This window comes from Pleomorphomonas sp. T1.2MG-36 (assembly GCF_950100655.1).
Classification (GTDB): Bacteria; Pseudomonadota; Alphaproteobacteria; order Rhizobiales; family Pleomorphomonadaceae; genus Pleomorphomonas.
This window is the reverse complement of sequence record NZ_CATNLY010000052.1, coordinates 170,024-186,564: the sequence shown is the minus strand read 5'-3', so window position 1 is coordinate 186,564 and position 16,541 is coordinate 170,024. Positions and strand designations below refer to the sequence as shown.

The following is a 16,541-nucleotide window of genomic DNA, read 5'->3' as shown; positions in this document are numbered from 1 at the left end:
CGTCAGGCGATCGCCAGGGCCGCCCGCTGGAGGGTCTCGGTGGCGGTGTGGATGCTGCGCACCGAGCCGCTGATCTCGCTGAGCGAAGACGCGATGCTTTCGACGCCACGCGCCGCCGTCTGCATGTTGCCCGACATGTCCTGCGTGACGGCGGCCTGCTGCTCGACGGCCGAGGCGATCGACGAGGACACGCCGTTGATGCGGGTGATGGTCGCGGATATCCCGGCGATGGTCGACACCGCTTCCGAGGTGATCGACTGAACGCCGGCGATCTCCGCAGCGATCTCGTCGGTGGCCTTCGAGGTCTGGGCGGCGAGCTGCTTCACCTCCGAGGCGACGACGGCAAAACCCTTGCCCATCTCGCCGGCCCGCGCCGCCTCGATGGTGGCGTTGAGCGCCAAGAGGTTGGTCTGGCCGGCAATGGTGTTGATGAGCTCCACCACCTGATCGATCTTCTGGGCGGCCGCCTCCAGGCCGGACACCACCTTGGTGGCGGTTTCCGCCTGCTTCACCGCCTCTTCCGACACCGACAGGGCGACGCCCAGCTGCCGGCTGATTTCGGAGACGGACGCCGCCAGTTCCTCGGCGCCGGCGGCGACCGCCTGAACGTTGGAGGCGGTGGTGTCGGCGATGCCGTTGGCGGTTTCCGCCGCGACGTTGGAGCGCGCAACCATGCCGGCGACTTCGTCGAGATCGCGTGTGATATCGGCCTGCGCCGCCTGGCGAGCCTTGCGGCGCTTGACCGCCTCGGTGATGTCGGTGGCGAACTTGGTCACCCTGATGAGGCGCCCCGCCTGATCGAAGATCGGATTGTAGGTCGCCTGGATGTAGATGTCCGCGCCACTCTTGCCGACGCGGCGGAACTCGTCGGACTTGAACCTGCCCGCCCGGAGATCGTCCCAGAAGGCTCGGTAGGCGGGCGAATCGCGTTCCTCGGCAGGCACGAACATGGCGTGATGGCGACCTACGATTTCTTCCCGCCGATAGCCGAGAGCGCTGAGGAAATTTTCGTTGGCGTCGATCACTGTCCCGTCCAGCTTGAAGGAGATGACCGCCTGGGCGCGGTTGATGGCGGCGATCTGGCCGTGCACGTCGGCGTCGACGAGCTTGCGCTCGGTCACGTCGGTGGCGAACTTGACGACGCGCGTAACCTTGCCCGACAGGTCGAGCACGGGATTGTAGGTCGCCTGGATCCAGACTTCCCGGCCGCCCTTCGCCAGGCGCTTGAACTCGGCCGACTGATGGCGCCCGCCCCTGAGTTCGCGCCAGAAAGCCTCGTAGGCCTCCGTCTTCGCCTCGGACGGATCGATGAAGACCGAATGATGCCGACCGACGATCTCGTCGAGCCCATAACCCATGACGGCCAGGAAGTTGGCATTGGCAGTGATGATCTTGCCGCTGGGCTCGAATTCGATCACAGCCTGGGAGCGACCAAGCGAGTCAAGTACCGCGGAAGAGTGATCGGAAAACGGCCACATGCGCGAACACCTCTCCATGCTTACAGCAGCGATGTGTAGATCACACGTAAATTTCGCTGTTTTTCAACCTCTGTTAGCAGAAACACTACACAGCAAAGGTTAATGGCTGCTTCCTCAACTGACCACGTTGACGTAAATATACTTGAAGTTACTTCAATCTAGTGCAGGCAGCATTTCCGACAGTCCCGGAAAGAAACCATAAAGGATGCACCCCGCAGGCCTCGCGCAGGACCCCAAATAGATCGGCGGCCCAACCGGTTCTCCGGTGGACCGCCGCGATGACTGCTTTCAGGGTGTCGGTGTCGGGCTCAGCCCACGCTGCGGATGCCGCGCGAGGCGGTGATGCGGGCGCGGGCGACGCGCGGGTCGATCTGCTGGAACTGGGTGAGCGCGTCGTTGCGCTGCCAGTTGTCGAGCCGGTGCTTCCACGGGCCGCACTTCAGCATTTCCTGCACGGTGGCGAAACGCAGGCCGAGCGCCCGCGCCATCACCACGAAGGGTTCGGTGTCGACGCGCACCAGCCAGTGCTTGGCCTCCTCGATGTCGAGGTCGGTGAGCAGCGCGAAGGTGGCGACCACGTCGGCGAAGCGATCCTCGACGGCATACTGGCAGAGCAGTTCCTCGGAGACGATGCGTTCGCCGCCCTGCTGGCGGATGCGCTCCCAGGCGGACTCGAAGTCGTAGAGACCGAGCCAGTAGGAGTTGGACAGCCGCGCCTCGGCAAGGCGCGCCGCCTCGGCCAGGTTGGCTTCGAGGTCGTCGTTCTTCTCGCCCATCACCGTCGAGCGCACCTGATCGACCGCCTTGCCGATCACCTGCGAGATGATGGCATCCGGCGTGTCGGGGCGGCGGCCCAGGATTTCGGCGGTGCGCGGATCGGAGAGCGCCTGCTGCACGATGCAGGCCAGAGCGATTTCGCTGAGGCGGGCGCCGTAGTTGCCGGCCACGAGGCGGCGCACTTCGACGTCGCCACGGCTGACGACGATATCGGCCACCCGCTCGCTCAGCACCGACCGCTGGGCGATGGCCCTGAGATGAGCGGGGCCCTTCTCCTCGGCGATGGCGACGAGATCGTGATCGTTGAGCACCGGCGACTGCTTCAGCACCGGCGAGGCGACGGCCGCCTCGTCATCCCGTGCGAAGGTGCGGACGGCCCGCTCCGGCGCTCGGCGCAACGGCGCGATCTTCTCGGCGGCGAAGATGCGCGCCTCGATTTCCACCATCTCCGACAGGCGGGTGATGACGTCGTCATAGATCTCGATCTGTTCGAGCGTGCACCGCTCGGACGTGAAGGCGAACAGCGACGAGACGCCCTTGAGAAGTTCGTTCTTGCGATCCGGGGACGGATCGAGAGCGAGACTCTTGAAATCGACCAAATTCGTTTCGAGCATTCCGGCACCACCCACAGAAAGCATGTCAGCCAAGCTAGCGCCTACAAATGGATATCGCTTTCACGAAATGCCTAGAATTTTACGGAATTGCGAGAGGCCCCGGAAGCCACTCATCCCTCGGCCGAACCGCCGTCGAAACCGAAGAACTGGCCGGTGGTCTCCAGCGACAGCGCGTCGATCACGCCGATGATGCCGCGCGCGCTGTCGGCAAGGCTGAGCTTGGCCTCTTCGCCATCCGGCCCCGGACCGACCGCGCCGGGATGGATCAGCGCCACCGCCACGCCGGACGGCTTGAGGTCGTGGGCGAGCGACTGCATCACCCTCACCACCGCCGCCTTGGCCGCCTGCCGCGCATCGTGATCGAGCAGGTCGAGGCTGCGCACGTCGCCGACCGGCAGGATGGTGGCGATCTTGCCGCCACGCGTCATGTTGGACAGCGCCGCCTGCGCCACGAACAGCGGCCCGGTGGCGTTGACCTGCAAGGTGGTGCGCGTGGTGCCGCCGATCAGGTTGCCGGTGGGCGCAAGACCGGTTCCCATCAGCATGCCGGTGTTGTTGACCAGAATGTCGATCCGCTCGGACAGCCGCGCCGCCAGATTGACGACGGCGCTGGCCGCGCGGACGTCGAGGGCGATCAGCCGCATGCGGTCGACATGTTCGGCATGGAGGGCGGTCAGGGCCTCCGAAACCGCGCCGGGACGGTGGATGGCGAGGACGCGCGCGCCGCGCAGGAGATACTGCCGGGCGAGCTCCAGGCCGACGCCTCGGCTTGCGCCCGTGATCAGAACCGTCGGTGTCATGGCGCCTCCACGCAACCAGAGGCTTTCCGGCGAACTCGCCCGAACCTCTGTAACTCTTTGTTTCACCGTAATTTCGGGCGCGGAACCGGTTCCCGCTTTTGCCGAAACTGCCCAACCTGACCAGCCGGCGATTGTTCCAGCCGCGCTCCCCGCGCCCCGGACCATCGCCGCGACACTGCCGGCCAGCTCCCTCGCCCCGGCACGCCACGGCCGAACCTGCCGGATCGAGGCGGCCGGCACTATGGCCACGCACCGCCGCGCGCACATGAGTGGAAAGACTTATCGGGGCATTACGATAGTGGAGAAAACGGAGGCTGAGGATTCCCCGCAACGCTCCTCGGCCACCTATGGTTTAGGAAAGCGACCAAGAACGCGCGCCGGTGAAGCTCTCGAAGCCGAAAGCGATCGCTACATCCAGAGCGCTCCTGGAGCCGGCCCCAAAATTCGCTGGGGCGCGGCAGATGGCGACGAACACGAGAACCGGAGCGGAGCGGACTTAAGGTCCGTGAGCACCGGAAGCGCAGCGTTCTAAGCCATATGCCCGCCCCAGTAGAATTTTCGGGCCGGATCCTAGGGGGCCTGTTCTTCGCCACCCGCATCCCACGGCCACGGGCCGTTGGCGTCTTTCAGGCGCTTGCGGGCGCCTTTCAGGATCTTGTCGAAGTTTTCGCTGAGCGGTTCGTCGAGCGCCTGTTCGAGCAGGATCAGCACGGCGTCGAGCGCCCAGACCTCGGCATCGTCCTCCAGCGTCTCCTCGATGCCCTCGGCATTCTCGTCGTCGACGACGCGGGCCAGCCACTCGTGCAGAACGATGGCCTCGTCGCGGCTGATGGTGAGGGTAACGGTGTCGGCCATGGTCTACCTCGTGGCAACGATGAACAGTCTTGGAAATCTCAGGAGCACGCCGCCGCCCTTCAGCGGCGGATAGGCGCCCGCCACCGTCTCGGTATAGGCGGCGAGGAAGTCGGCCCGTTCGCCCTCGTCCAGCGGATCGAGGAACGGCTTGAGGCCGGTCGAGCGCATCCACTCCACCACGGCCGCCGCGTCGGCGAGCGGGTGGTTGTAGATGCTGTGCCAGATGTCGAGCCGGCGGCAGTGCGGCCTCAACGTCTCGTAATAGGTCCGGACCGGCGGCAGCGGCGCGCGTGCGGCGCCCTTGAGCTTGTCGGCCCAGCGGCCGCTGGCGGCCACCTCGCGCATCAGCGCGTGCGAGGGTTCGGCGATGTTGTCCGGCATCTGCACGGCGAGCACCCCGCCTGGGGCAAGCTCACCCATCAGGTGGACGAAGAGGCCGAGATGGCCCGGCAGCCACTGGAACACGGCGTTGGCGAACATCAGGTCGGGCGGCACGTCCGGCTTGAAGCCGGCGGCATCAGCCAGCCTGAACTCCACGTCCGGCAGACGCGCCCGCGCCCTGTCGAGCATGGCCGACGAGGTATCGATGCCAAGGTGCCGCGCGCCCGGAAAGCGCTCCAGCAGGAGTTCGGTGGAGTTGCCCGGCCCGCAGCCAATGTCGACCACGAAGGACGGGTCGGCGAGCGGCACGGCATTGACGAGATCGCGCGCCGGCCGCGTCCTCTCGTCCTCGAACTTCAGGTAGGTGTCGGGCGACCAATCGGCCATGGAAGCAGCCTCCTCGCTCGGGTCGGGACAAGCACTAGACCAAAAGCCGCCACGGACCAAGCCACCGGCGCACATACTGGCCGGTGACCGCAAAGTTGCGGGCGCGGACAAATGCCCCTATACTATCGGCGAATGTCCAGGGAGCACGCAATGTCCATCGAAGCAGCCAAGGTGGCGGAAGTCGTCGGCGGCGAGCGGACGGTCGGTCGGGCCGTCCGAAATGCTGGCGATCTGATTGCAGCCGTCCGTGCCGGACTTCCGGCGGCAACGGTGGAATATGTCGTCGATGCCGGCAAGATGTCGCGGACCGAGATCGACGCCGCTATCCTGCCGAGAAAGACCCTGGCCCGGCGCATCAAGGCCGGCATGCTGACGGCCGATCAATCGGATCGCCTCATCCGCGTGGCCAAGGTCATCGCCTTTGCCGAGGAAACCTTCGGCTCGCCGGACAAGGCTGGAGCATGGCTCCGTCGTGAGACCGACCCGCTTGGCGGCGTTTCGCCGATGTCGCTGCTCGACACCACCGAGGGCACAGCCCAGGTGGAGCAGCTTTTGACCCGCATCGCCTACGGCGTCGCGGCGTGAGCCTCGTCTGCTGGCGCATCGCGCGGAATGCCTATGCCGATTTGAGCGGGTATGGCGCTTTCCTCGTCGGTGGGCGTTGGAATGCGCCGGGGCGGCCTGTCGTCTATGCCGCCTCGGACGCCAGCCTTGCCGTGCTGGAGGTGCGCGTCCACCTCGACCTGCCGCCCGACCTGATACCCGACGATTACGTGCTGATGCGCATCGAAGCGACAGCGCCCCTGTCCATCGAGCGCGTCGACGTAGCGCCAGCCGATCCCAGGGCGTTCGGCGACGATTGGCTCGCTTCGGGGCGGACGGCCGTGCTCGACGTTCCCTCGGCCATCGTGCCGGAAAGCCGCAACCTTCTGATCAATCCGGCGCACTCGGAGGCCAAGGCCTTCGCGATCACTGAAAAGCGCCCATTCGGCTTCGACAGCCGCCTGTGGCTCGACGGCTAAATCCGCCTCCGCAGGTCAAGCCGCCTCATACTGGCGGATGGCGGCGAGATCGGCCTCAAGCGAGGCGGCATGAACCTTGAGGTCATGGCTCGCCTGCAAGGTCATCCAGAACTCCGGCGTCGTATTGAAGAACTTCCCGAGACGAAGCGCCGTGTCGGGGGTAACGCCGGTCTGTTCGCTGGCCAATCGTTCGATGCGGGTACGGGGAACACCAAGTCTCTTGGCAAGGGCTCCCGCACTCATCTTGAGCGGCACAAGGAACTCTTCGCGAAGGATCTCACCGGGATGCACCGGGGGCAGACTATCGGCCATGACTTGGCCCCCTTAGAAAAACGGGCCGCCGACAGCGCCGGCGGCCCGTGATCGCATCACCGCGTCAGCGGCTTGTACTTGACACGGTGCGGGTTGACGGCGTCGGCGCCGAGGCGGCGCTTCTTGTCTTCCTCGTAGGAGTCGAAGTTGCCTTCGAACCATTCCACGTGGCTGTCGCCCTCGAAGGCCAGGATGTGCGTGGCGAGGCGGTCGAGGAACATGCGATCATGCGAGATGATCACGGCGCAACCGGCGAAATCCTCCAGCGCGTCCTCAAGGGCGGCCAGGGTTTCGGTGTCGAGGTCGTTGGTCGGTTCGTCGAGCAGCAGCACGTTGGAGCCCGACTTGATCATCTTGGCCATGTGCACGCGGTTGCGCTGACCGCCCGAGAGCGAGCCAACCTTCTGCTGCTGGTCGCCGCCCTTGAAGTTGAACGACGAGCAGTAGGCGCGCGAGTTCACTTCCTTCTTGCCGAGGTAGATCACGTCGGCGCCGCCGGAGATTTCCTCCCAGACGGTCTTGTTGGGGTCGAGCGCGTCGCGGCTCTGGTCGACATAGCCGAGCTTCACCGTCTCGCCGACGGTGATCGAGCCGCTGTCGGGCGTCTCCTGGCCGGTGATCATGCGGAACAGCGTCGTCTTGCCGGCGCCGTTGGGGCCGATGATGCCGACGATGCCGCCCGGCGGCAGCGAGAAGCTGAGGTCCTCGATCAACAGGCGATCGCCGTAGCCCTTGTTGAGGCCCTCGACCTTGATGACGTTGTCGCCGAGGCGCGGACCGGGCGGAATGACGATCTGAACGTTGGCGACCGTCTGCCGCTCCTCGTTGCGGCGGAGCAGTTCGTCATAGGACTTGATACGCGCCTTCGACTTGGCCTGACGAGCCTTAGGGCTGGCGCTGATCCACTCGCGCTCGTTCTCCAGCGCCCGCTGCTGGGCCGCCGACTCGCGGCCTTCCTGCTCCAGGCGCTTGGACTTGGCGGTGAGATAGGCCGAATAGTTGCCCTCGTAGGGAATGCCGCGGCCGCGATCGAGCTCCAAGATCCAGCCGGTGACGTTGTCGAGGAAATAGCGGTCGTGGGTGACGATCAGCACGGCGCCGGGGAACTCGCGCAGGTGCTTTTCCAGCCAGGCCACCGACTCGGCATCGAGATGGTTGGTCGGTTCGTCGAGCAGCAACAGGTCGTGGTTCTCAAGCAGCAGCTTGGCGAGAGCCACGCGGCGGCGCTCGCCGCCCGACAGCGTGGAAACGTCGGCATCGCCCGGCGGGCAGCGCAGCGCATCCATCGCCATCTCGACCTTGCTGTCGAGGTCCCACAGGTTCTTGGCGTCGATGATGTCCTGGATCTTGGTGGCCTTCTCGGCATTCTCGTCCGAGTAATCCATCATCAGCGCATTGTATTCGTCGATCAGCGCCTTGTCCTTGGCGACGCCAAGCATGACGTTGCCGAACACGTCGAGGCTGGGATCGAGCTGCGGCTCCTGCGACAGGTAGCCGACGGTGGCGCCCTTGGCGAGCCAGGCTTCGCCGGTGAATTCCTTGTCCAGCCCGGCCATGATCTTCAGCAGCGTCGACTTGCCCGAGCCGTTGGGGCCGAGCACGCCGATCTTGGCGTCCGGGTAGAACTGCAAGTGGATGTTGTCGAGAACCTTCTTGCCGCCACCGTAAGACTTGGTGGTGCCGTGCATGTAGTAGATGAACTCGCGCGCCATGGCGTGTCGACCTTTTCGGTGAGCGGGTTTGCGTTTGGCCGGTGTTCTAGAGCATCCGCCCGCCGAAGGGAAAGCAAAAATGCGGACGGCGGCGGCGGCGCGGGCGCGCTGTGAATTCGCGGCGAAACCGGATGATCTGCCCGAAAAGAAGCAAGAATTAACTGTCGTAGAAAAGCCGGTCTCACGAGAAAATCATCGAATTTCAAAAATAAACGTTGACTATCTCAGCGAAAATCCTTATCCGATGAGCCATCGATCTTTTCTTGCCGAGCTTTGGTTACGACGCGCTGTGCAGTGCGTTTTGAACGAACCCTCCCTTTAAAGCATCGTTATCACCACCCGCGACGCATCTGCGTCGCGTTCTTCAATCATGCTGGGAAAGGGTTCATCATGACCACTGGCACTGTAAAATGGTTCAACTCCACCAAGGGTTTCGGTTTCATTCAGCCTGACAACGGCGGTCCGGACGCCTTCGTCCACATCTCGGCCGTCGAGCGCGCCGGCATGCGTGACCTCGCCGAAGGGCAGAAGATCAGCTACGAGCTCGAGACCGACAAGCGCTCGGGCAAGCAGTCGGCCGGCAACCTCCAGGCCGCCTGACCGGGATCCGCTTTCCCTTGGTCCGCTTCCGGCAAGCCGCATCGCGGTTTTGCATCGGCAACTGCGCAGGGCGAGGGTATGGCGAGACCAAACGAGGTCAGGCAGTTTTGCCTGGCCTTTTTTATTGGCACGAGGAATCCCATGTCCGAGCAATACAGCAAGTCGCGGCAGCAGGCCGAGATCGCCTTCGGCAAAACCCAATCGCAGTTCTTTGCGCGCGGGCAGGCCTTCGAGGAACTGGACGCGATCACCACCGCCCGTAACGAAAAGACGGCGCGCCTGCGTGAGGCCCGCCTCGCCAAAGAGGCCGAGGACACTCTCGCCCCGCCGGCCAAGCTCATTCCCAGACGTGCCGGCAGATGATTTTTCTCAACAGGATCAGAGATTTGAAGACCATCAAGAACAAAGACCTCAACGACCGTCGCGGCGCTGCCGGCGAGGCCAAGGCGGCCCAGCTTCAGGCCTATCGTGCCGCCATCGAGGCTGCCGCGCCGACCCGCGAAGCCAAGCAGGCTGAACGCGTTGCCATCGCCGAGGCGCGGGATGCGCGCCGCGCCGAGCGCGATCGTGTGAAACTCGAAGAACAGACCCGCATCGCCACCGAGGCGGCCGAGCGTGAAGCCGCCATCGAGGCGGCCGCCCGAGCCGAAGCCGAAGAGCGCGAATCCGCCAACAAGGCGCGCATCGCCCGCGTCTTCGAGGATGAAGCCGCCCGCAAGGCCGAGCGCGACCGCCGCTACGCCAACCGCAAGGCCCGCAAGGCCGGATGACGGGCGCGACGCCCCGCTGAGGGGCGGACGACCCGACACCCCATGCTCGGCGAACTCGATCATACGCGCTCCGCTTGATCTGGACTCATCCAGCTCAAGCGGATTTCGGCCTTAGGGGCCGGCGCGCGGTCGAGCGCTTCGCTTCCGTCAGGTCCCGCCCGAAGGTCGAAACCCGACGGAAACGGCATCAGGCGTTCGGCATCGACAGCGCAGAACGGATGGCGTCAACCAACCCGTCGCGGTAGGCGACGCGCACCGCCGCCTCCCCGGGGCGCAGCGGCAGCGGTTCCTCGTGCTCCGGCACGTCGTACTCGGCGACCACGAGGCAGTCGGCGCCGGAGGATCGAAACGCCTGCAGATCCTCCGCCCCATCGCCGACCACCACCATCGGCGATCCCGCCCGTCCGGCGCGCACCAGCGCCTCGATGATCCGGGCTTTCGACGGCGGCCGCAGGATGTGGGTGGCGTTGATCGTGTGCGCCCGCCCGCCGATCCAGCTGAGGCCGTGGCGCGCGTGGATCTCGACATCGGCAAAGCCCCAGGCCCGGCCGATCGGCACCAGCCAGTCACGATAGGCCGACGACACGATGTGCAGGCGAACGCCGCGCCCGCGCAGCTCGGCGAACAGTTGCCGGAGGTCCTCCGGCGGCTCGCGCCGGCTCGCCACGTAGGCGTCGATGTGGCGCCTGCCGATCGCCCTCACCAGACGAAGAACGACGGGAATGTCGCCGAGCCCCTTGTCGCCCCGCCGCCACCGCGCCTGCAAGGCCAGGAAATCCCGGCGCAGCTCGACCCGCCGGGGGTGATCGTCGATCGCCAGGGCGAGCACGTCGACCACGCTTTCACCCGGCGACAGCGTCCTGTCGTAGTCGAAGATGATGGTCGCGGCTGTCATGCGGCACGCCTTGTCTGGCGCAGACGCTCGCGGTAGGCGCGCTTGGCCTCCACCGTGTGCGTCGTCGTCGGAATGCCGAGGTGATCGGCGACGGCCCTTTGTACACGATCGGCGAAGGCCTGCCCATCTTCGCCCTCGACCGGCGAAAGGGCCGGCAGGTAGGTCAGCTCGAAGCGAAGGCGCGGCGCCATCAGCAGGCGGGACAGGGTGGCGAGCCCTCCCGACATGAAAGGATGGGCGACGAGGCCGAGGCTCGTCGTCAGCCTGATGGCCAGCGGCACGACCGGAACGCCGCGATCGATCAGGGTCGGATGGAAGCGGAACAGGCCCCTGCCATTGTTGATGGTCATCTCCGCCGGCACATAGAAGCTGCTCTCCTCCGGCACGCTTCTCCAGGAGCGGAACAGATCGGCCAGCGCCCGCCTGTCCTGCGCCGGGATGAGGCGCGCGCCGGAAATCAGCTCGACGAGCCTGAAGAGAACGGCGTTGAAAGTGCTCTCGCCCCGGAGCGCCGTGCCGCTCAGGAAGTTCGGCCGGCCGACGCCGGTCATGGCCAGCGTATCGAGCACCGACACATGGTTGACGGCGACGATCCGCTTGTCCGTCAGGCGGACGATCTCCGCCGTCGAGAGGTTGCGCTCGACGACGATGCCCAGCAGCCGGCGCAGCAGCGGATAGGGCACGGGGCGCCAGTGCCGGGGCAGCAGCCTGCCGATGCCGCCGAAGCTTGCCAGAAGGAGGGAGCGGACCAGCAGCACCACGACGCCGACCGGGCTGTAGAGCCAGAACGGCCAGGCGGCGATCGCCGGCCCCTCCGCCTCGCAGAGGTGGGACACGTCGGGCATCGCCCCCGCTGGCGACCGAGGCGCTTCGCCCCGGTTGCCGGTGAGGCCGCGCATCGGCGGCGAGGCGTCCGCCGTCCGGATGGCGGCGCGGTCGCGGGACATGTCGGCTGAAAGATGCATTTGGCTATCGCAGTCGGCTACGCGGCCGGCTCGCGAGGAGCCGGGCACGATCTCGCCGGGGAAAATGGGGCAACGTGTCGTCGCGTCTCCAGCCGCCGGAATCGTCAGGCGATGCCGACAACCGGAGACGCGGCACTGTTTTTAAAAGGCCAAAACGGCCAAAGAGAATAAACCTAAACTATTCGAGCACCTATTTAAGGACATCTGAAAGTCAATATTGAAGCGATGCTTCCTATGCCGGCGAGGTTTGCGGGAGGCGCCAGACGAAGTCAACGGCGGCACCCCGCGTTGAGACGGATCGCATGTAGTTTGCGATGAAATGATGGTTGAGCGCCCTCTCCGCCGCTGTCCGAGGGGGCGGCCGGGACATGTTCGCACTCGACGGTGCCGAGACTCGCGCAAGACCGAAGCCACGGACTTCGATATCGTGAGGCCGGCACGATGCCGCGCCGGAGAAGCAAAGCCCCTGCCGGCGCGACGACCTTGAACCGGATCCCATCTTCGCTGGAACTGCCCTACCCCGCCGCCCCGTAGCAGAGGTCGAGATAGGCGTTGGCGACGCGCTCGTCGATGTCGCGCGGCACCGGCACCACGCAGCTCGACGCATCGACGCGGCGGAGCGCCACCGCTTCCAGGCAGCGGGCTTGCAGGGCGAAGCCGAGATCCATGGATTCGATGGAGTTGCCGAGCGCCCGGGGACCGGCGAGGTTGACCATGTGCCCCTCGGCGAGGATGTGGATCACCCGGCCGTCCCTCAGCGTCAGGCTGGCGATGCCGTCGGAGTAGGCCTCGGTCGACGCCACCTCCGGGCTGCCGGCGATCGCCGCGTTGTCGATCTCGGCCGGGAAGTGGCCGGCGTTGGCGAGGATGACGTTGTCCTTGAGGAGCGGCAGGTCGTCGGCGCCGAGGATGCGCCCGCCGCCGGTGACGGTGACGATGAAATCGGCGCTGGCGATGGCCGCGGCGCGGGCCGGCGTGTCGAAGCCGTCGAGATGGGCCTGCAGCCGCTTGAGCGGATCGCTGTCGACGACGCTGACCTTGGCATAGGCGCCCTTGAAATTCAGCGCCACGCCGCGCCCGCAGGCGCCATAGCCGAACACGGTGACGCGCTGACCGTTGGTCACCCGGTTGGTGAAGCGCATGTAGGATTCGAGAACGCTCTGCCCCACGGCGTGCTCGTTCTCGGCGAACTGCTTGATCGGGCTGTCGTTGATGACGAGGATCGGTCGGTTGAGCGACGACCGCAGCGGTTCGAGGCGCGCCCGCCCGGACGTCGTCTCCTCCGTGCCGCCGATCAGGTTGCCGGTGGGCGCCTGCCGCCAGAGGTCGAACAGGTCGCCGCCGTTGTCGAGCAGGATGTCCGGCCGGCTCGCCAGCACCTCCTTCAGGAAGCCCTGGTGCTTCACGGCGTCCCGCGTCGCCTCGCCGATGACGGTGACGCCGCGCTCCTTCAGGTGGGCGACGGCGTCGGCCTGCGTGGTGTTGAGGTTGCCGGTCGCCACCACCCTGGCGCCACCGTCCCGCAACGTCAGCAACAGGGCGACGGTCTTCGGCTCCAGGTGGATGCCGGTGCCGATGGTCATGCCGGCGAACGGCTGGCTCTGACGAAACTCGGCAGCGATCTCCCTGAGAAGGCGGGTGTTGGCCCCCACCCATTCGATCCTGTTTGCCATGGTTCTCCCTCCGTCCGCGCGATGCGCTCCACCACTAGTCACACGTATGACTAGACCGACTCCACCGCTTGAGTCAAACGTATGACGTGCCGGTTCACAACGACCCCGCCCTGGGATATGTCTCGGCGGAGAGGGCAAGAGGAGCGAGCGTGGCCAGGAACGACAGGACGACCCCGCTGGTGACGAGCCGCGACGTGGCGCGCGAGGCGGGCGTGTCGCAGTCGACGGTGTCGCTGGTCCTGAACGGCAAGGCCGAGGGGCGCGTTTCCCCGGCGACGCGTGAGCTCATCGAGGAGACGGCCGCCCGCCTCGGCTACCGGCCCAACGCGTCGGCGCAGATGCTGAGGACCGGCATCGGCAGGACGCTGGCCTTTGCCGTTCCCGACATCCAGCAGCCGTTCTTCGGCGAGGTGCTGGTCGCCGCCGAGGTTGCCGCCCGCGAGCGGGGCTATTCGGTGCTGCTGGTCGACACCACCACCGATCCCCGGTGGAGCGAGCGGCTGGTCGGCATGATCCGCAGCCGCATGATCGCCGGCTGCATCACCTACACGCCGGACGCCGAGGCGGAGGCGCGCTTTGCCGACGTCGGCGACCGCGTCGTCATGGTCGAGAGCGAAACGCCCGGCCTCTCCGGCGTCGACCTCACCGTCGACGCGGCGATGAGGTCGGTGGTCGGCCATCTCGCCGACCTCGGGCACCGCCGCATCGGCCATTTCGCCGCGCGCTATCCCAAGCTGACCTTCCGCAACCGCCGCGCCGCCTTCCTGGCGGAACTCGAGCGCCGGGGTCTCGCGGGCAATCCCCTGGGGCACGCCGCCTCCACCTTCGAGATCGAGGCCGCCACCGAGGCGGCCAAGAGCCTGATCGAAACCGGCGTCACCGCCATTGCCTGCGACGACGACCTGTTGGCCGGCGCGGCCTATCGCGCGGCGCGCCGGCTCGGCCTTGCCATTCCGGACGACCTGTCGGTGGTGGGCTTCAACGATATCGAGTTCGCCCGTGCGCTCCACCCGGAGCTGACCACGGTTCACATCCCGGCCGGGACGCTGGGGCGCGAGGCGACGCGGCGCCTTCTGGACAAGCTCGACGGCAAGCCGGCCCGCTCCGGGCCGGCGATCGTGGAACTGCGCCTCGTCCTGCGCCAGTCGACGGCGGTTCCCAGGCGCTAGAGCAGCCTTACTTCTGCGCCACCTTGGCCGTGAACGTGGCGACGGACTGCTTGAGGACGCCGGCCTGTTCCACCAGTTCACCGGAGATCGACGACAGGCGGCCGGCCGAGCCGATGGTTTTGCGGCCCTCTTCGACCACCTCGCCGATGGCCGCGCCGATCTCCTCGGACGAGTGCGACACGCCCATGGCCGACGAGGCGATGTCGGCGGTGGCGGCCGACTGTTCCTCGACGGCGGCGGCGATGGCCGTGCCGATGCGCGCCACTTCCTCGATGGTTTCGGTGATGCCGGAGATGTCGGACACCGACTGTTGCGTCGCCTGCTGGATGGCGGAAATCTGTTCGGTGATTTCTTCGGTGGCCCGCGCCGTCTGCGCGGCCAGCGACTTCACTTCCTGCGCCACGACGGCGAAGCCCCTGCCGGCCTCGCCCGCCCGCGCCGCCTCGATGGTGGCATTGAGGGCGAGAAGATTGGTCTGGGCGGCGATGGAGGAAATCAGTTCCACCACCGAGCCGATCTTGTCGACGGCGTCGGCCAGCCCCTTCACCGATCCGGCGGTCCGGCGAGCGCCTTCCACCGCCTTGGACGAAACGGTGAGCGATGCCTCGGCCTGCCGGCCGATCTCGCCGATCGAGGCGTGCAGTTCCTCGGTGGCGGCGGCGGTGGTGGCCACCCCCGCGCCGGCCTTTTCCTGGGAGCCGCGAATGCGGTCGCAACGGGCGGTCACCGACGATGCCTGCGCCTCCAGCTCGCCGGAACTGGCCCCAAGGTCGGAGGTCATCTTGGCGAACTTGCCCAGCATGCAGCCGATCGATGCGTCGAACTCGCCGATCGCCGCGTGAACCCGCTCCTCCCGGTCGGTGATCTGCTGGATCAGCGTCTCGCCGTAGACGGACACGGCGATGTCCATGTCGAGCATCGCCGCCTTGGTCACGGCGGCGATCATCCGCGCCGATCTGGCGCCCGAAAAGCGCGCCTGCCGCCCCATGATCGTCGCCGCCTGCTGCAACACGTTGTTGTAGCCGGCGATGTACCAGTGCGGTTCCAGGCCGATGCGCACGTGGGCAAGGCCGACGCGGCGCACGCTTTCGAAGTAGTCCTTGTCGAAACGCGCCGAGAACAGCCGCTTCCAGTGGTCGTATTGCGCCTTCTTGAGGTGGTCGATATGCCCCCGCACCATGGCGGCCAGCCTCGGCTCCTGCCCCCATCGGCTGTAGAAGCCGGCGAAGATCGTTTCCATGTGCGGATCGAGGATCAGCCAGGCGGCGCGAATGTCCTCGCTGGCCGCCGCGTCGATGCCATAGGCCTTCGTATGCCCGCTAAAATCGTCCCAAGCCGCCATGCCGCCCTCCGAAGGACAGAAACGGATTCACCCAAGAATCTCTAACTTCGAACACTATTTATGCGAGCAGTTTACAATCCATGAATTCAGCGCCTCCAAAAGGTAAACTTTTGGGATAGGTCCAACGGAAGCACCTATCGGTCCGGCACTTTTGACAGGGGCGAAGAGGACGGCTTAGGCTTGCGCCAAGGATCCGCCCCGCACCAAGAAGGACACCGACATGGCCATTCTCGCCGCCATCCTCTACCCGCAGGGAACGGAGATCGACGGCCTGCTCGTCGAGATCGCACGCAAGGTCGCCGAGGCCGGCGGCCGCGTCGGCGGTGTGGTTCAGGGGCGGGGCGCCGACGGCAAGGGTCTGGCGCTGACCGACCTCGGCAGCGGCGCCATCCGTCCGATCTCGCAGAACCTCGGGCCGCTCTCCACCTCCTGCAAGCTCGACACCTCGGCCATGGCCGAGATCGCCGGCGATCTCGAACGCCAGATCGACGCCGGCCTCGACCTCGTCATCCTCAGCCGCTTCGGCATCCGGGAGGTTGAAGGCGGCGGCTTCCGCTCGCTGTTCGGCCGGGCGATGCTGGCCGGCACGCCGCTGCTCACCGCCGTCCGTTTCGAATACGCCCCCGCCTGGGCAACCTTCCACGGCGGCCTCGGCGTCGACCTGCCGCCGAACGAGACCCAGATCCTCGCCTGGGCCAAGGCCGTCGTCCTCAAGGCGCCCCAGGCCGCCGGCCTTTGAAGCCATCTTAGCGCTCACTTCGGTCGGACAATACTCCAGGACGTCCCCCT

Annotated in this window: 19 protein-coding genes; 8 read left to right on the top strand and 11 right to left on the bottom strand. The window is 66.3% G+C overall.

Features of this window, described 5'->3' with window-relative positions; genetic code table 11:
* Positions 1-2: 2 nt before the first annotated feature.
* From QQZ18_RS21930 to tam, 5 genes are all read right to left on the bottom strand, one after another.
* Entirely contained in the window at positions 3-1,478 is a 1,476-nt protein-coding gene (locus tag QQZ18_RS21930) for a methyl-accepting chemotaxis protein (protein WP_284543129.1), read from the bottom strand.
* Between the two features lie 308 nt (positions 1,479-1,786).
* On the bottom strand, positions 1,787-2,869 hold the full coding sequence (locus QQZ18_RS21925) for a DUF2336 domain-containing protein (RefSeq protein ID WP_284543128.1): 1,083 nt from the start codon (positions 2,867-2,869) through the stop codon (positions 1,787-1,789).
* 110 nt (positions 2,870-2,979) lie between these two features.
* Positions 2,980-3,669 (bottom strand): SDR family NAD(P)-dependent oxidoreductase, encoded by a 690-nt coding sequence (locus QQZ18_RS21920; protein ID WP_284543127.1) that lies wholly within the window; start codon positions 3,667-3,669, stop codon positions 2,980-2,982.
* A 570-nt stretch (positions 3,670-4,239) separates the two neighbouring features.
* Positions 4,240-4,524, bottom strand: coding sequence for a hypothetical protein (locus tag QQZ18_RS21915; RefSeq protein WP_251728095.1), 285 nt, complete (start codon positions 4,522-4,524; stop codon positions 4,240-4,242).
* A gap of 3 nt (positions 4,525-4,527) precedes the next feature.
* Positions 4,528-5,292, bottom strand: coding sequence for a trans-aconitate 2-methyltransferase (gene tam, locus QQZ18_RS21910; RefSeq protein ID WP_284543126.1), 765 nt, complete (start codon positions 5,290-5,292; stop codon positions 4,528-4,530).
* 150 nt (positions 5,293-5,442) lie between these two features.
* Between tam and parS the strand changes: the two genes are divergently transcribed.
* The gene (gene parS, locus QQZ18_RS21905) at positions 5,443-5,877 is read left to right on the top strand and encodes a type II RES/Xre toxin-antitoxin system antitoxin (protein WP_284543125.1); all 435 of its coding nucleotides are present in this window, start codon (positions 5,443-5,445) and stop codon (positions 5,875-5,877) included.
* Positions 5,874-6,314, top strand: coding sequence for an RES family NAD+ phosphorylase (locus QQZ18_RS21900; protein ID WP_284543124.1), 441 nt, complete (start codon positions 5,874-5,876; stop codon positions 6,312-6,314). Before parS ends, QQZ18_RS21900 begins: the two co-directional genes overlap by 4 nt.
* Positions 6,315-6,329: 15 nt before the next feature.
* On the opposite strand, the gene QQZ18_RS21895 is transcribed toward QQZ18_RS21900, so the two are convergent.
* Together QQZ18_RS21895 and ettA are read right to left on the bottom strand one after the other, a co-directional pair.
* Positions 6,330-6,626: a HigA family addiction module antitoxin gene (locus tag QQZ18_RS21895; protein WP_284543123.1), complete on the bottom strand. Its 297-nt coding sequence runs from the start codon at positions 6,624-6,626 to the stop codon at positions 6,330-6,332.
* A gap of 56 nt (positions 6,627-6,682) precedes the next feature.
* Positions 6,683-8,338, bottom strand: a complete 1,656-nt coding sequence (ettA, locus tag QQZ18_RS21890) for an energy-dependent translational throttle protein EttA (RefSeq protein ID WP_284543122.1) — start codon at positions 8,336-8,338, stop codon at positions 6,683-6,685.
* Positions 8,339-8,366: 28 nt separating this feature from the next.
* On the opposite strand from ettA, the gene QQZ18_RS21885 reads away from it, so the two are divergent.
* From QQZ18_RS21885 to QQZ18_RS21870, 4 genes are all read left to right on the top strand, one after another.
* Positions 8,367-8,660 (top strand): hypothetical protein, encoded by a 294-nt coding sequence (locus QQZ18_RS21885; protein ID WP_284543121.1) that lies wholly within the window; start codon positions 8,367-8,369, stop codon positions 8,658-8,660.
* Between the two features lie 68 nt (positions 8,661-8,728).
* Positions 8,729-8,938 carry a cold-shock protein gene (locus tag QQZ18_RS21880; RefSeq protein ID WP_284543120.1) on the top strand — a complete coding sequence of 70 codons (210 nt, stop codon included), beginning with the start codon at positions 8,729-8,731 and terminating at the stop codon, positions 8,936-8,938.
* A gap of 141 nt (positions 8,939-9,079) precedes the next feature.
* Positions 9,080-9,301, top strand: coding sequence for a hypothetical protein (locus QQZ18_RS21875; RefSeq protein ID WP_284543119.1), 222 nt, complete (start codon positions 9,080-9,082; stop codon positions 9,299-9,301).
* A gap of 23 nt (positions 9,302-9,324) precedes the next feature.
* Positions 9,325-9,708, top strand: a complete 384-nt coding sequence (locus tag QQZ18_RS21870) for a DUF6481 family protein (protein ID WP_284543118.1) — start codon at positions 9,325-9,327, stop codon at positions 9,706-9,708.
* Positions 9,709-9,895: 187 nt separating this feature from the next.
* On the opposite strand, the gene QQZ18_RS21865 is transcribed toward QQZ18_RS21870, so the two are convergent.
* The 3 genes from QQZ18_RS21865 to QQZ18_RS21855 form a co-directional block, all read right to left on the bottom strand.
* On the bottom strand, positions 9,896-10,603 hold the full coding sequence (locus QQZ18_RS21865; protein WP_284543117.1) for a haloacid dehalogenase-like hydrolase: 708 nt from the start codon (positions 10,601-10,603) through the stop codon (positions 9,896-9,898).
* Positions 10,600-11,568 (bottom strand): hypothetical protein, encoded by a 969-nt coding sequence (locus QQZ18_RS21860; RefSeq protein WP_284543116.1) that lies wholly within the window; start codon positions 11,566-11,568, stop codon positions 10,600-10,602. The genes QQZ18_RS21865 and QQZ18_RS21860 overlap by 4 nt, the downstream gene beginning before the upstream one ends.
* Positions 11,569-12,083: 515 nt before the next feature.
* On the bottom strand, positions 12,084-13,241 hold the full coding sequence (locus QQZ18_RS21855; RefSeq protein ID WP_284543115.1) for an adenosylhomocysteinase: 1,158 nt from the start codon (positions 13,239-13,241) through the stop codon (positions 12,084-12,086).
* Between the two features lie 149 nt (positions 13,242-13,390).
* On the opposite strand from QQZ18_RS21855, the gene QQZ18_RS21850 reads away from it, so the two are divergent.
* Complete coding sequence (locus QQZ18_RS21850; protein ID WP_284543114.1) at positions 13,391-14,410, top strand: LacI family DNA-binding transcriptional regulator; 1,020 nt, start codon at positions 13,391-13,393, stop codon at positions 14,408-14,410.
* 7 nt (positions 14,411-14,417) lie between these two features.
* Here the strand turns inward: QQZ18_RS21850 and QQZ18_RS21845 are convergent, their stop codons facing one another.
* The gene (locus QQZ18_RS21845) at positions 14,418-15,752 is read right to left on the bottom strand and encodes a globin-coupled sensor protein (protein ID WP_284543113.1); all 1,335 of its coding nucleotides are present in this window, start codon (positions 15,750-15,752) and stop codon (positions 14,418-14,420) included.
* Positions 15,753-15,972: 220 nt separating this feature from the next.
* Here QQZ18_RS21845 and QQZ18_RS21840 point away from each other — a divergent pair, with 220 nt between their 5' ends.
* Positions 15,973-16,491 carry a DUF2478 domain-containing protein gene (locus QQZ18_RS21840; RefSeq protein ID WP_284543112.1) on the top strand — a complete coding sequence of 173 codons (519 nt, stop codon included), beginning with the start codon at positions 15,973-15,975 and terminating at the stop codon, positions 16,489-16,491.
* The last annotated feature ends 50 nt before the right edge of the window (positions 16,492-16,541 follow it).